Source organism: Kitasatospora sp. NPDC101183 (genome assembly GCF_044767945.1).
In the GTDB taxonomy this organism is placed as follows: Bacteria; Actinomycetota; Actinomycetes; order Streptomycetales; family Streptomycetaceae; genus Kitasatospora.
In genome coordinates, this window is record NZ_JBIWOW010000008.1 from 1 (window position 1) to 13,761 (window position 13,761).

General features: G+C 74.7%; 9 protein-coding genes and 1 tRNA gene. 3 read left to right on the plus strand and 7 right to left on the minus strand.

Translation table 11 applies throughout. The features are described from left to right. Positions 1 to 91: 91 nt before the first annotated feature. Genes ACIRRS_RS12550 through ACIRRS_RS12565 form a run of 4 tightly spaced genes read right to left on the minus strand, consistent with a single transcriptional unit; the run spans position 92 to position 5,361 of the window. Positions 92 to 2,203, minus strand: coding sequence for an FUSC family protein (locus tag ACIRRS_RS12550; protein ID WP_402968840.1), 2,112 nt, complete (start codon positions 2,201 to 2,203; stop codon positions 92 to 94). A gap of 10 nt (positions 2,204 to 2,213) precedes the next feature. Continuing rightward, positions 2,214 to 3,461 (minus strand): HTTM domain-containing protein, encoded by a 1,248-nt coding sequence (locus tag ACIRRS_RS12555; RefSeq protein ID WP_402968843.1) that lies wholly within the window; start codon positions 3,459 to 3,461, stop codon positions 2,214 to 2,216. Between the two features lie 5 nt (positions 3,462 to 3,466). Further along, a complete protein-coding gene (locus ACIRRS_RS12560) occupies positions 3,467 to 4,129 on the minus strand; it encodes a DUF5819 family protein (protein WP_402968846.1) in 663 nt (220 codons plus the stop codon). Between the two features lie 32 nt (positions 4,130 to 4,161). Beyond that, entirely contained in the window at positions 4,162 to 5,361 is a 1,200-nt protein-coding gene (locus ACIRRS_RS12565) for a rhodanese-like domain-containing protein (protein WP_402968848.1), read from the minus strand. A 301-nt stretch (positions 5,362 to 5,662) separates the two neighbouring features. Here ACIRRS_RS12565 and ACIRRS_RS12570 point away from each other — a divergent pair, with 301 nt between their 5' ends. Further along, the gene (locus ACIRRS_RS12570; protein ID WP_402968851.1) at positions 5,663 to 8,353 is read left to right on the plus strand and encodes a SpoIIE family protein phosphatase; all 2,691 of its coding nucleotides are present in this window, start codon (positions 5,663 to 5,665) and stop codon (positions 8,351 to 8,353) included. Positions 8,354 to 8,408: 55 nt separating this feature from the next. Here ACIRRS_RS12570 and ACIRRS_RS12575 read toward each other — a convergent pair whose 3' ends face one another. Next, on the minus strand, positions 8,409 to 9,137 hold the full coding sequence (locus ACIRRS_RS12575) for a hypothetical protein (protein ID WP_402968854.1): 729 nt from the start codon (positions 9,135 to 9,137) through the stop codon (positions 8,409 to 8,411). 268 nt (positions 9,138 to 9,405) lie between these two features. Beyond that, positions 9,406 to 11,241: a phosphatidylglycerol lysyltransferase domain-containing protein gene (locus ACIRRS_RS12580; protein ID WP_402968857.1), complete on the minus strand. Its 1,836-nt coding sequence runs from the start codon at positions 11,239 to 11,241 to the stop codon at positions 9,406 to 9,408. Positions 11,242 to 11,518: 277 nt separating this feature from the next. On the opposite strand from ACIRRS_RS12580, the gene ACIRRS_RS12585 reads away from it, so the two are divergent. Both ACIRRS_RS12585 and ACIRRS_RS12590 read left to right on the plus strand, forming a co-directional pair. Beyond that, on the plus strand, positions 11,519 to 12,169 hold the full coding sequence (locus tag ACIRRS_RS12585; RefSeq protein WP_234327104.1) for a response regulator transcription factor: 651 nt from the start codon (positions 11,519 to 11,521) through the stop codon (positions 12,167 to 12,169). Next, positions 12,166 to 13,314 (plus strand): sensor histidine kinase, encoded by a 1,149-nt coding sequence (locus ACIRRS_RS12590; RefSeq protein WP_402968860.1) that lies wholly within the window; start codon positions 12,166 to 12,168, stop codon positions 13,312 to 13,314. Before ACIRRS_RS12585 ends, ACIRRS_RS12590 begins: the two co-directional genes overlap by 4 nt. Before the next feature lie 55 nt (positions 13,315 to 13,369). Here the strand turns inward: ACIRRS_RS12590 and ACIRRS_RS12595 are convergent. Continuing rightward, positions 13,370 to 13,453: transfer RNA gene (locus ACIRRS_RS12595), tRNA-Leu, on the minus strand. Positions 13,454 to 13,761: the final 308 nt, after the last annotated feature.

Genomic DNA, 13,761 nt, shown 5'->3' on the forward strand with positions numbered 1-13,761 from the left:
GGCTCCACACCTACAATCACCACCGCGGACACACCGCACTCGCAGGCAAGCCACCCGCCAGCCGCATCCCCAACCTCACGGGACAGAACACCTAGCGCGCCGTACTGCTCCCCCGCAGCGCCCGCTCCAGGTCCCGCAGCGCCTGCCCGACCAGCCGCGTCCCCGCCCGCACCACGTCCCGCTGCACCCCCGCCGGCGCCGAGGCCAGCGCCTCCTCCAGCCGCGCCTGCGCGGTCCGCACCGCCCCGAACTCCACCGGCCGCCCCGTCAGCAGCGCCCCCGCCGCCAGCGCCGTCGCCAGCCGCAGCTCCTCCGCGTACTCCGCCGCCCCCGGCACGGGCTCCGCGTCGGCCGCCGGCAGGTGCGCCTCCAGCAGCACCGCCACCCGCCCCAGGTGCCCGACCGCCGCCCGCGCCCGGTCCACCTGCCGCCGGCTCACCCCCGCGAGCCCGGTCGCGTGCCGCCCGGGCTCCGCGTCCGCCCGCTGGATCGCCTGGAGCAGCTCCGAGCGCGCCTCCCGCGAGTCCAGCAGCGCCGCCCGCACCACCCGGCCCCGGGGCACCGCCGGCGTCTCGTAGCAGGCGATCACGGCCCCCGCGTACCGCCCGGCGGCGGCCAGCCACTCCGCGAGCCGCTCGCCGAGCCGCGCCGTCTGCCAGGTGGGGAACAGCGCGTACACGAGCAGCGCGACGGACCCGCCGAGCAGCGTCAGCCCGACCCGCTCGAAGGCCGTGACCAGCGGGTCCCCGGCCTGGAGCCCGAGCAGGAACACCACGTACGAGGAGATCGCGACCGTCATCAGCGCGTACCCGGTCTTCAGCGTCAGGTACGCGCAGCCGATGCACAGCACCGCGAGCGCGGCCAGCACCCACTCCCCGGGGTGCGCCAGCTGCACCACCAGCGTCGAGGCGGTCACCCCCACCGCCGTCCCGGCGAGCCGGGCCACGCCCCGGCTGTAGGTCTGCGCGAAGTCCGGCCGCATCACCATCGCGGCGGTCAGCGGCGCCCAGTAGCCGTGCTCGAACCCGGCGACCCTGGCGAGCAGGTACGCGACGGTCACCACCCCGGCGAGGCGCACCGCGTGCTGGAACACGGCTGAGCGCGGCCGCAGTTGGCGCCGTACGGCCCGCGCCGCGACGGGCAGCATCCGCGACAGCGGCGGCTTGTTCAGCGCCCCGCCCGCCCCGACCACCGGGGTGCTGATGGTGTCCTCGTCGCCGCGGTCGAGCGCGTCGGCGGCCTTGCGCAGCAGCGTGCCGAGGCGGCGCGCGGAGCGCCGGGCGGCGCCGCGCAGCGCGGTGGCGTCCTCGGCGGCGGGCACGGTGAGCGCGGGCGCGGAGCGGGGCAGCCGCAGCGGGTCGCCGCTGCGGATCGCGCGGGCGAGGGCGTCCATGACCTCGGCGGAGGCTGCCAGCACCTCGCGGGCGCGGTCGCGCTCCGGCCCCTCCTCGGGGGCGCCGACCTTGGGGTCGGCCAGGGCCGCCAGGGTGGGGCGGATGCGTTCGGCGAGCCCGCGCAGCCCCCGCAGCTCGGGCGGCCGGTGGCGGTCCTGCCAGGGGGTCACGGCGGAGGCGTGCCGGGCGGCCATGAAGGGCGCCGGGTCGATGTGCGCGGTCGGGTCCTGCCGCAACCGGCGTGCGTAGTCGGCGAGTTCGGCGTAGGTGTCGGCGAGAGCGGCCCGCTGGGCAGACCAACTGCCGATCGGCCACAGGGTGATGACGAGGGCCTGGGAGACCCCGCCGAGGGCCGCGAGCAGCCCGTGCCCCAGCGCGGCCGCGGAGCTGACGGGGAGTTGGACGACGACCAGCATCACCGAGACGGTGTTGGCGGCCACGACCCCGGCGGTCGGCCCGATCGCCCAGGCCAGCCCGGCGCCGAAGGCCCACACGGCGAGGAGCACCGGGAACAGCCCGGTCACGCCCGCGGCGAGGTAGCCGAGGAAGGTGCTGGTTCCGAGCCCGATCCCGGCGGCCACCGCGAGGCTGGCGCGCGGCCGGAAGCTGCGCTGGAAGGTGGCCGTCCCGGCGATGAAGGCGCCCATCGCCGCAGAGGTGGCGAGCGCCGGGCCGCCGAGCGCCAGCGTGGGGAAGAGCACCAGGGCGACGGCGACGGCCCCGCGCAGCGCGCGCTTGGGGTCGGAGAGCGCCCGGTCGAGGGTGAGCCCGGTCCGCGCGGTGTCACGAAGTGCGGCAAACCAGGACATGACCGCCATCCTAGGCGGAACGCGGCCTCCGAAGACGCCTCACCCTCGCCGCTGCCCACAGCAGCGCCCCGGTCGGCAGGAACACCGCGTCGGCCGCGATCATCGCCAGCGAGAACACCGGCAGCCCGAGCACCACGGCGATCCCCACGTGCTCGACCACCATCACCGCCAGCAGCGCGTTCTTGACCCGCCGGTTGAGCAGCGTGAACGGGAAGGCGATCTGCAGGATCACCGTCCCGTACGAGACCAGGAACACCGGCAGCAGCGCCGAGCCGACCAGCCCGGACAGCCAGGGCCAGGGCGCGAAGTAGTCCAGGTGCAGCGGGTAGTAGAGCGCGGTGCCGTCCTGCCAGCGCGAGCCCTGCACCTTGTACCAGCCGGCGGTGGCGTAGATCAGCACCACCTCGACGGCGATCACCAGCATCGCGCAGTTGTGCACCATGGTCGCGAGCGCGTCGAGCACGGCCCGCACCTCGCCGTCCGGCCGCCGCCGCCCGAGCGCCCACCAGATCCCGGCCACGGCCCACAGGCCCCAGAACAGCGGCGACCAGCCGACGTACGGGAAGGTCCGGCTCGTCCAGGTGAGGGTCTCGCCGGAGAAGCCGCCGGCCTGACAGAGCGCCAGCACCACCCCGAGGACGGCCCACAGCGCCACCCCGCCGGGGCCCGCGCGAAAACCCCGCCGGGCGTCCAGCGACCAGACCTCGGCGCAGCGGGTGAAGACCAGGTAGACCGCCATCAGGTGGACGACGTTGTCCCCGCCGTCCCCCAGGAAGACGTCCCGGTTCTGCAGCGACAGCACGGTGACCAGGAACAGCACCGTGCTCGCCCTGGTCCGCCAGCCGAGCAGCACGGCCAGGGCGGCCAGCAGCGCCAGGTGGTAGACCAGCTCGAACCAGGCCCGCCCGCCGAACCAGGGCAGCACGGTGAACGCCCCGTTGTCGGCCAGCAGCCGTTCCGCCAGGTCCATCGACCAGGGGGAGAGGTCGCCGTACAGCACCCGCCGGTGCGGCCACTCGCGCAGCAGGTGCGCCAGCCAGACCAGCCCGAAGCCGATCCGCACCACCGCCGCCTGGTGCGCCCCGAGCGCGCGCCCGGTGAACGCCGCGAGCGCCCGCCCGGCCGCCTCCGCGAACCCGGCGAGGCGCTGCCCGGCCACCGGTACGGGCGGGGGAGCGGCGGGCGGCGGCCCCGCCTGCCGGGGAATGCCGTCCAGCAGCGCCGACTCCTGCGACTGCGGCGGAGACAGCTCACTCATGTCGCTCACCCGAGGAGCCCCCGGTAGTCCTCGTCGGCCACGGCCCACCAGGGCAGCTCCCGCACCTTGGGCGCCGGCGGCGCGGCCTCCCCGCTCCAGGCGGGCGGCGCGACGGTCGTCGAGGTCACCCGGAACTCGATCTCCTGCACCCGCTCCCCGTCCACCTCCCGCCCGATCCGCTGGAGGGCGATCCGCTTGAGGTACTGCTCGGCGAGCCTGCCCCTCGTCCCGGTCGAGCCCTCGTCCTGCGGGCTGTGGGTGCCGTCGTAGAAGTCCCAGGCCCGCCGCAGCAGGTTCTGGTCGACGTGGCTGGGCGCCGGGTTGCCCCGGATCGCGTCGATGTCCCGGGCCGTCAGCCCGATCCAGTCGTGGACGTGCGGGGCCCCGCCCTCCCCGGCGGTGCGCACCCGGGCGTCCACGGCGATGTTCTGCTGCAGCGGGTTGGGCGCGAACAGCTTCCAGTTCTGCTCGAACTCGGGGTAGACCAGGCCGTCGACCTGCTCCTGGTACTGCCGCGAGAGCGTGTTGGACGGCGCGACGTGCAGGAACACGGCGGCCAGGAACAGCCCGGTGCCCGCCGCCAGCAGCGCCGCGGCCAGGCCGAGGACGAGCTGCGCGGGCGCCGACCAGGCCCGGTCACGGGCCGGCCGGTCCACGGCACGCGTCATGGCCTCCCCCACCACGCCTCCCCCGTCCGCGGCTACAGGACGAAGGCCGGCTGCCCGCTGCTGCTGACCATCGGACGGCCGGCGCCCTCCCAGGCGTACATCCCGCCGTCCACGTTCACCGCGTCCCGGCCCTGCTGCACCAGGTACTGGACGACCTGCGCGGAGCGGCCTCCGACCCGGCAGAGCACGTACAGCTTCTCCTCGGGCAGCTCGCCGATCCGGGCGACGACCTCGCCGATCGGGATGTGCAGCGCACCATCCACGTGCCCGGCGTCCCACTCGTCCTGCTCGCGCACGTCCAGCAGGGCGGCCTCGGCGGGCACGGAGGCGGCGTCGGTGGTGGGGATCTGCGCGAACATCGTCTGGTTCTCCTGGGGGTGCGTCGGGTCGGTGCCATTGTCGCCCACGGGGGCCGCCGCACCGGAGCGTTCGGAAGACCCGAGCAGCCGCTCCAGCTCGGCCTGCCGCTCGGCGGCCTTGGCGAGCAGTTCCTCGGCCAGCTGCTCCAGCAGCCGGTCCGGGTCCTGCGGGGCGAGGGCCAGCAGCTGGCCCATCGGGGTCTGCTCCAGCCGGACCTGCTCGGTGGCGGTCGCGGCGATCCTGGCGGTCAGCCAGTCCAGCCGGCGGCGCAGCCACTCGAGCCGGTCGGGGGAGTCCGCGGCGGGGGCGGCCTCGGGCGCGGTGGACCACTCGGCGGCCAGGCCGGTCAGCGCGGCGGTGTCGCCGTACGCGTAGGCCTCGTTGACCCGGGCCAGGAAGGCCGCCCGGCGCTGCTGCTCGCCCGGGTCGGTGGTGAGGTCGGGGTGGGCGCTGCGCACCAGGTCGCGGTAGATCCGCTGCGCCTCCTTGCCGGGCCGCACCCGGGCGGGGGCGGCGGGCGGCGGCACGGCCTCCCCGCCCTCCTCCCCGGCGCGTTCCCGTACGGAGTCGAACAGCGCGTCCAGGTCCGGCAGCTCCTCGACCTGCCGACGGGCCTCGGCGGCGCGGCGCAGGTCCTCCGGCAGGCCGGTGCGGACGGCGACGGCCTCGGCGACCAGCGCGTCCAGCTCGTCGAGCCGGGCGTAGAGCGGGCCGAGCAGCTGGTGGTGGATCAGCGCGAAGTTGTCGATCTCCACCCTGAGCGTCTGCACGTCGACGTCCATGCTGAGCCAGGCCAGCTCGGCGGCGGCGACCCTCTCCTCCAGGTCGAGCCGCTCCGGGTCCGTCCAGCGGGCGGGGCTCTGCGCGGTCACTTCTCGCCTCTGTCTCGTCCGAAGCTTGTCCGGGGCTCGTCCGGCCTGCTGAGTCCTGCGGGGCCGCCGCTCGGCGGCCCGGTGCGTCAGCCTACCCTCGGAGCGAACGGCGCCGTCCGGGTGAAGCGGAGGTGCGCACCGGCGCGCGCGGTCCGACACACAACGGTTCCTGAGGAATCTGCCCGTTTCGGTGTCGAGCCCGGCCCGGTCCGTGCTTCGCTGGTATTTGCACAGCGCGCCTTCCTCCTCAGAGACGGGCCGCCTCCGAGCCGCGGCGGCCAGGCGGGAGCAGACCGAATCCATGGTGGCCGAGTCCAACTCCACACCGCGTCCGGCGGGCGCCGAGACCGTGCCGGGCGACCACCCGGCCGGCGTCGCCGCCCTGCTGCGGCTCGCCCTCGTCCTGGTCGACCGGTCCGGCCGCATCGCGCAGTGGAGTCGCAGCGCCGAGGAGCTCTTCGGGCACCGGGCCGAGGTCGCCCGCGACCGCCCGGCCGGCGGCCTGCTGCCCACCGTGGAGTCCGCGGGCGATCCGGGCGGCCGTCGCCGCGGCGACGCCCTGGAGACCCTCTCCGCGCTGACGGCCGCCGGGTCGCCCTGGGCCGGGCGGCTGTCCGTGCTCGACCGCGAGGAGCACCTGCGCGACGTCCTCTGGTGGGCCTACCTCCTCAAGCACCCCTCGGCCGACCAGCCCGGCGGCATGCTCGCCCTCGCGGCCGACGCCCGCCCCCTGCGCACGGCCGGCCCCCGGCTGGCGGTCGGCGAGCGCCTGCTGCCCTTCGCCGCCGCCCCGCCCGCCCGGGGCGGCTTCCACCGCCTCGCCGCCGCCCTCCTCGCACCCGGCCGCCCCGCCCCCGAGCAGTTCGCCCGGCTGCTGCCCGCCTCCCCCGCCGGGCGCCGGGCCCTGCTGCTGGACGTCCTGGACGGCGCCGGCCTGCCCGCGCTGCGCCTGGACGCGGCCACCGTGCTCCCGGTCCTGCCCGCCGACGCCCAGGCCGGCAGCGCCCACGCGGCCTCCGCGATCGGCCGCCGCTACCCGACGCCCCAGCAGCGCGCCGCCCGTACGGGCCCGCCGCCGCAGCCCGAGCAGTCCGCTCCCGGCCGCCGCTCCGCCGCCCTGCCCGCCCAGCGGCCCGCGGCCGAGCCCGCCGCCCTGCACCCCGCCCCCGCCACGCCACCCACCGGAGGAGGAGCCGTCATCGAGCCGGCCGCCGCCACCCCGTCCGCCAACGGCCACAATCCCCGCACCGACCGGGCCACGGCCGTCCCGGCCCCCTCCGGCCCCGAGACCCCTCCCACCGGCCGGCTGGTGCCCTTCCTCACCAACGGCCAGGCCGGCGAGCAGCTGGCCCTGCTGAACGAGGTCGGCGGCAAGGTCGGCACCACCCTCGACCTCGGCTTCACCGCCCACGAGCTGTGCCAGGTCCTCGTCCCCCGGATCGCCGACTTCGCCTGCGTGGACCTCGTGGACGGGCTGATCTCCGACTCCGAACTGCCCGCCTCCCGCCCCGACGACGACACCATGCTGCGCCGGGTCGCCCTCGTCCACAACGAGACCGGCGGCGTCTGGGAGCACGTCCTGCCCGAGGGCGCGCTCGTCAGCATGCCCCGCCGCACCCCGCCCGGCATGGCCCTCCAGCTGAACCAGCCCGTGCTGGTCCCGGTGGTCAGCGACGACGTCGCCGTGGACTACGCGATCGCCCTCGGCGGCGTCCGGCTGGCCCCCGTGGTCTCCGGCCGCTCGATGCTGGTCGTCCCGCTCTCCGCCCGGGGCACCGTCCTCGGCATCCTCAAACTGCTCCGCCTCCCGGACCGCGCCCCCTTCGACGAGAGCGACGCCGCCACCCTCAAGGAACTGGCCGTCCGGGCCGCCCTCTCCCTGGACAACGCCCGGCTGCACCGCGCCGAGGCGAGGGTCGCCACCACCCTCCAGCGCTCGATGATCCCGACCCGCCCGCCGCAGATCCCCGGCGTGCAGATCGCCCACCGCTACCTGCCCGGCGACCCCAAGGCCGAGGTCGGCGGCGACTGGTTCGACGCGATCCAGCTGCCCGGCAGCCGCGTCGCCCTGGTCGTCGGCGACGTGATGGGCCACGGCCTCCACTCGGCCGCCGCGATGGGCCGCTTCCGCACCGCGATGCAGACCCTCGCCGCCCTCGACCTCCCGCCCGGCCAGCTGCTGCGCCACCTGGACAACCTGGCCCACAAGCTCGGCGACGACCACCTCGCCACCTGCCTGTACGCGGTCTACGACCCGATCAACCGCACCTGCGAACTGGCCAGCGCCGGCCACGTCCCGCCCGTCCTGGTGCACCCGGACGGCAGCGGCGAACTGCTGGAGATCCCGGCCGGAGCCCCGATCGGCGTCGGCGGCGTCCCCTTCGTCGCCAAGACCATCGACGTCTCGGACGGCTCGATGCTCGTCCTGTGCACGGACGGCCTGGTGGAGGTCCGCGGCGGGGACATAGGAGCCGGCCTGGCGGCGCTGTGCGGCAACCTGATCGACCCGCGGCAGTCCCCCGAGGAGGCCTGCGACGTGGTCCTCAAGCGGCTGCACTCGGACGACCGCAAGGACGACGTCGCCCTGCTGGTGGCCCGCTTCGACGGCGTCGCCCCGTCCGAGGTCGCGACCTGGGACCTCACCGTGGACCAGCGCGAGGTCCGCCGGGCCCGCACCCTGGTCCGCGAGCAGCTCGCGGCCTGGCACCTGGAGGCGCTCACCGACACCACCGAGCTGCTGGTCAGCGAGCTGGTGACGAACGCCGTGCGGGTCGCCCGGGACAGGGTCCAGCTCCAGCTGATCCGGGTGGACAAGCTGCTGGTCGAGGTCAGCGACGACAACCACAACCTGCCCTCGCTGGAGCCCGCCGAGCAGCTCGGCGAGACCGGCCGCGGCCTGACCCTGGTCACGAAGCTCGCAGAACGCTGGGGCACCGCCCGCAAGGCGGTGGGAAAGGTCGTCTGGTTCGAGCTGCCCCTCCCGCACGCGTGACGGCCGGGTAGGGGCAGCGCCCCGCACCCGGTCGGCACCGCAGCGACAGACCCCTTCAGGGGATGACGGCTCCGGCGGGGCGCCGCGCCTCCGCGACGGCCGGCGGCGCGACGGCGGCGACGGTGGTCGCGGCCGCCACCGTGGTGGCGGCGCCGACCCCGGCCAGCACCCGCGGCCAGAAGTCCCCGAACACCTCGACCGAGACGGCGATCAGCAGCGCGGTGATCACCGCGACCACGTGCTCCAGCCCGGCCAGGTTCGGCAGCATGACGGCCTCGCCGACCATCAGGACGACCACCAGCGAGGCGGTGAACCAGGCCCGGGTGCGGAAGGCGATGCAGATCGCCAGCGCCACCACCGCCGCGGACGGCCCGGTGTCACGCACGTAGGCGACCCACTTCGGGAAGCCGAACACGTGCCCCGGCCCGATCGCCACCCCGACCCGGGCGAACAGCGTGCCCGCCAGGGTGCAGGCGTACGCGACGACCAACGTCATCCGCCGCCCGAGCACGATCTCCGCGATCGCGAAGACCACGAAGACCTGGGCCAGCGCCCCCCAGACCGGCAGGTCCAGCGCCGGCACGTACAGCGACAGCGGCGTCCTCAGCAGGGACACCTCCAGCGGCAGCGCCGCCTTCACCACCCCGATGTGGTTGACGAAGCGCTCGCCCCCCGGCAGGTGTTGCACGATGCTGAACAGCAGGATCAGGAACGTCGCCGCACTCGCCAGCGGGACGGCGGCGAACCTCTTGCGCACCACGCCGTCCCGGACCGTCGCGAACAACGTTCCCCACTCGGCGACAGCGGCCGATCTGGCGTACGCCAGCGGCCCCTTTCGCTCGCCCCCCGTGTGGGTCCTGTCCATCACAACCGTTCTCCCGTTGTTCCCCGAACTTCTCAGTGACTCCAACATTAGAAGCCTGTTAACGAATCCACATCGAACTGGATGGGGACTGAGGTCATACTCAAGAGGGAGACCGGGTCTCCCCCCACACCCCCATCCGGCCGAGGGCACCCCTCCGCCCCCCGGCGGAGGGACGAGGCCCTGGCCCCTAGCCCTGGCCCTTCCCGTCCCGCGCCGCCGCCGGCTCCCGGGGAGCCACCACGGCCGCCCCCGCGTGCCGCCGGCGGAACAGGGCGGGCATGGTCGGCGCCACGATGAACCCCTCCGCCCGCGCGCTCGCGATCCCGATCCGCGGGATCTCGCTGCTCTTCTCGAACAGCAGGTAGCGCGGCTCCCAGATCGGCCGGTACTTGGCGTTCGCCCGGTACAGCGACTCGATCTGCCACCAGCGCGAGAAGAACCCGAGGGTCGAGCGCCACAGCCGCAGCACCGGCCCGGCGCCCAGGCGCGAACCCCGCTCGAAGACCGAGCGGAACATCGCGAAGTTCAGCGAGACCCGCTTGAGCCCGACCTCCTCGGCGCGCTGCAGCAGCTCGATCACCATGAACTCCATGAGGCCGTTCTCGGTGTCCCGGGCCCGGCGCATGAGGTCCAGCGACAGCCCGTCCGGGCCCCAGGGCACGAAGCTCAGCAGCGCCTTGAGCTCGCCCTCGCCGTCGTGGCACTCCAGCATCACGCAGCGCCCGTCGCCCGGGTCCCCGAGCCGGCCCAGCGCCATCGAGAAGCCGCGCTCGGTCGCCCCGTCGCGCCACTCGTCGGCCTTGGCCACCAGCCGGGCCATCTCCTCCTCGGAGATGTCCTCGTGGCGGCGGATGCGCACCGTGTACCCGGCCCGCTTGACCCGGTTGTACGCCTGCCGGACGACCCGCATCGCGCGCCCGTCCAGCGAGAACTCGTCCAGCTCGACGATCGCCTCGTCGCCCAGCTCCAGCGCGTCCAGCCCGTGCCGGGCGTAGATCACGCCCGCCTCCTCGGAGGCCCCCATGACGGCCGGCGCCCAGGCGTGCTCCCGGGCCTCGGCCAGCCAGGCGTCGATCGCGCCCGGCCAGGCCTCCGGGTCCCCGATCGGGTCGCCCGAGGCGAGCGAGACCCCGCCGATCACCCGGTACGTCACCGCGGCCTTGCCGCTGGGGGAGAAGATGACGGCCTTGTCGCGGCGCAGCGCGAAGTAGCCCAGCGAGTCCCGGTCGCCCTGCTTGTCCAGCAGCGCCCGCAGCCGGGCCTCGTCCTCGGCCGTCTGCAGCTCCTTGCCGCGCGGGCTGCGGAAGGCCGTGTACAGCACCAGCAGGAAGAGCAGGCCGCCCATCGCGTTGATCGCCGCGTTCACCCAGGTCGGCGCGGAGATCACCGAGCGCAGGTGCTCGGAGGGCGTGATGGTGATCATCCGGCCGACGGAGTAGCGGAAGAGGTCCCAGAAGCCCGCGCCGCTCAGCTCGTTGGTCATCCACACCAGCAGGGCGCCGACCACCCCGCCGAAAAACAGCCCGCCGACGAAGGTGGCCGCCGCGGTCTTCGGGTTGGAGCGGTCGCCCTTGGAGGTGAACTCCTTGCGCCCGACGAACAGCGCCAGCACGAACAGGCAGGTCAGCACCGTCGAGAAGTAGTTGAGCGGGTGGTGGCTGAACCGCTCGCCCGGCACCACCATGACCAGCAGGTACAGCAGCGCGAACGCGCTGCCCAGCGCCGCGTTGAAGATCCACGCCGCCCGCTTGCGCCGCCGCATCGCGACCGCGAGGAAGATCGAGAGCACCGCGCTGGCCAGGCCGGAGGTCATCAGGTACGGGGTGAAGTACTCGCCCTCGTTGTGCTCGCTGACCTGCTCGCGGAACGGCACCAGCAGCACCGTCGCGACGTTCAGCAGGGCGAGCAGCCTCAGGTACCAGACGCAGGCCGAGGCGGCCCTGGGGCGCCAGCGGTCGAGCGCGCCGACGGGCCGGGGCTCCTGGGAGGTGGCGGACGGCTCCGACTTCACAGTGGACGACACAGCTCAATTCCAAACGATCAGGTGGTGGGGCGCATCCGCACACGGCCCGGCGCCGAGCGCCCGCACGAAAGGCCGCCACCTTCCATGGTTCCCCACCCGAGCTGAGAATCGCGTGAACCGGGTAGCGGATTCCCACCCCCGCCGAACGGCGGGGGTTGTACCAGGAGGGCGTTCGGCGACCCGCCGCCACTACCCCTACTCTCGAAACGACCCACGCGGACCGCCCCCACCCGGCCGCCCGAACCGAGGAGGCACCATCACCACCACCCGCGTGCTGATCGTCGACGACGAGATCCTGGTCCGCTCCGGCCTCGGCCTCATCGTCGGCTCCGCCCCGGACCTGGAGGTGGTCGGCGACTGCTCCGGCGGCCAGGCCGAGGACCACGTCCAGCGCCTGCGCCCGCACGTGGTGCTGCTCGACGTCCGGATGCCGGACCTCGACGGCATCTCGGTGCTGCGCCGCCTGCGCGCCCTGCCCGACCCGCCCGCCGTCGCGATGCTCACCACCTTCGACACCGACGACTACATCGGCACCGCCCTGCGGGCCGGCGCGGCCGGCTTCCTGCTCAAGGACACCGCCCCCGACCAGCTGGTGCACGCCGTCCGGGTCCTCGCGGCCGGCGGCAACATCCTCTCCCCGACCGTCACCCGCACCGTGATCGGCGGCTACGTGGACGGCGGCGGCCCCGACGCCGAGGCCACCGCCCTGGCCCGCACCCTCACCGGCCGGGAGCTGGACGTCCTGGCCCTGCTCGGCGAGGGCCTGTCCAACGCCGAGATCGCCGACCGGCTCTTCCTGGGCACCGGCACCGTCAAGGACCACATCAGCGCGATCCTCGGCAAGCTCGGCGCCGCCAACCGCGTCCAGGCGGCCGTGGTCGCCCACCGGGCCGGCCTCGTCCGGCCCAAGCCCGGCGACGGGGCATGACGGCCGCCGACCAGCTGCCCTCCCGCCGACTGCCGGCCTGGTGCACCGCGCCCTGGCTGATGCTGCTGCTGCCCGTCCTCTACTCCCTGCTGGACGCCGCCCTGGTGGCCCGGGACGCCTCCTGGTGGAAGGTGGCCCTCTCCACCCTCGCCGCCGTCGCCCTGTTCTGGCGCCGCCGCCTCCCGGTCACCGTGCTGCTGCTCACCATGCCCGGCAGCTGGGTGGACGACATCTGGCTGGCCCCGATCACCGCCGTCTACACCGTGGCCGCCGAACGCCCCAGACCCCGGGTGCTGATCCCCTGCGGCCTGCTGTTCACCCTGGTCGAGTTCTTCCACTGGCCGCTGCCGGAGACGGTCTTCGACCTCAGTCGGGCCACCGCGCTCGACCTCATCCAGGCCGTGATGCTGGCCGCCGGCCCCGCCGCCACCGGCCTCCTCGCCCGCACCCGCCGCGAACTGGCCGCCCGGCTGGACGAGCTGACCCGCGGCCAGGAGCGGGAGAGCCGGCTCCTCGCCGAGCGGGTGCTGATCAGCGAGCGCGGCAGACTCGCCCGGGAGATGCACGACGTGGTCTCCCACCAGGTCAGCCTGATCAGCATCCAGGCCGGCGCCCTCCAGGTGAGCACCGACGACCCGGCCGCCGCCAACGTCGCCCGCACCATCCGCGAGCTGTCCGTCCGCACCCTCGACGAGCTGCGCCAGATGGTCGGGGTGCTGCGCGGCGCCGGCAGCCCCAGGGCGGACAGCCCGCTGGCCCCGCAGCCCCGCCTCGCCGACCTGCCCCGGCTGATCGAGGAGAGCGGGCTGGCGGCCGAGGCCGAGCTGAACCCCGGTGACCGCCCGTGGCCGGAGGCGGTGGAGCGGGCCGCCTACCGCACCGTCCAGGAGGCGCTCACCAACATCACCAAGTACGCCCCCGAGGCGGCGGTGCACGTGAAGGTGAGGGCGAAGGGGCGCCGGCTGCGCGTCGAGGTCCGCAACGACCCCCCGCCCGTCCACCCGGCCGAGACCCTGCCCGGCGGCGGCCACGGCCTGATCGGCCTGCGCGAACGCGCCCAGCTCCTCGGCGGCACCCTCACCGCCGGCCCGACCCAGGACGGCGGCTTCGAGGTCCGCGCCGACCTCCCGGCCGCCCGCTCCTGAGCGCCCCGGGAAACGAGAAAACCCCGCAGGTCCGAAGACCTGCGGGGTTTCGCTGTGCGCGAGGGGGGAGTTGAACCCCCACGCCCTTTCGGGCACTGGAACCTGAATCCAGCGCGTCTGCCTATTCCGCCACCCGCGCATGGGTGTCGCCGTCATTGCCGACCGGTCCTCGGAGCCGCTCGGTACCATGTGGCCTTCGCTGCTCTCCGGTCCGGCCTCCCTTCCGGGCGGCCCTTCCGACGTGGAAAACAGTAGCACGACCGGGGGGACCACTCCGAATCCGTATTCCGGCCGGACGGAGGGCGCCCGAACGGACGCACGACCACCCGTCCGGCGGGGGGTGGCGGGCCGGTCGCGCGGGCAGACCTGGCGTGCCGACCCGGACATGCGTCACCCTGTGTGTCCGAGCCCACCCCCGGCCACCACGCGGTCCGGGAACCGTACGGA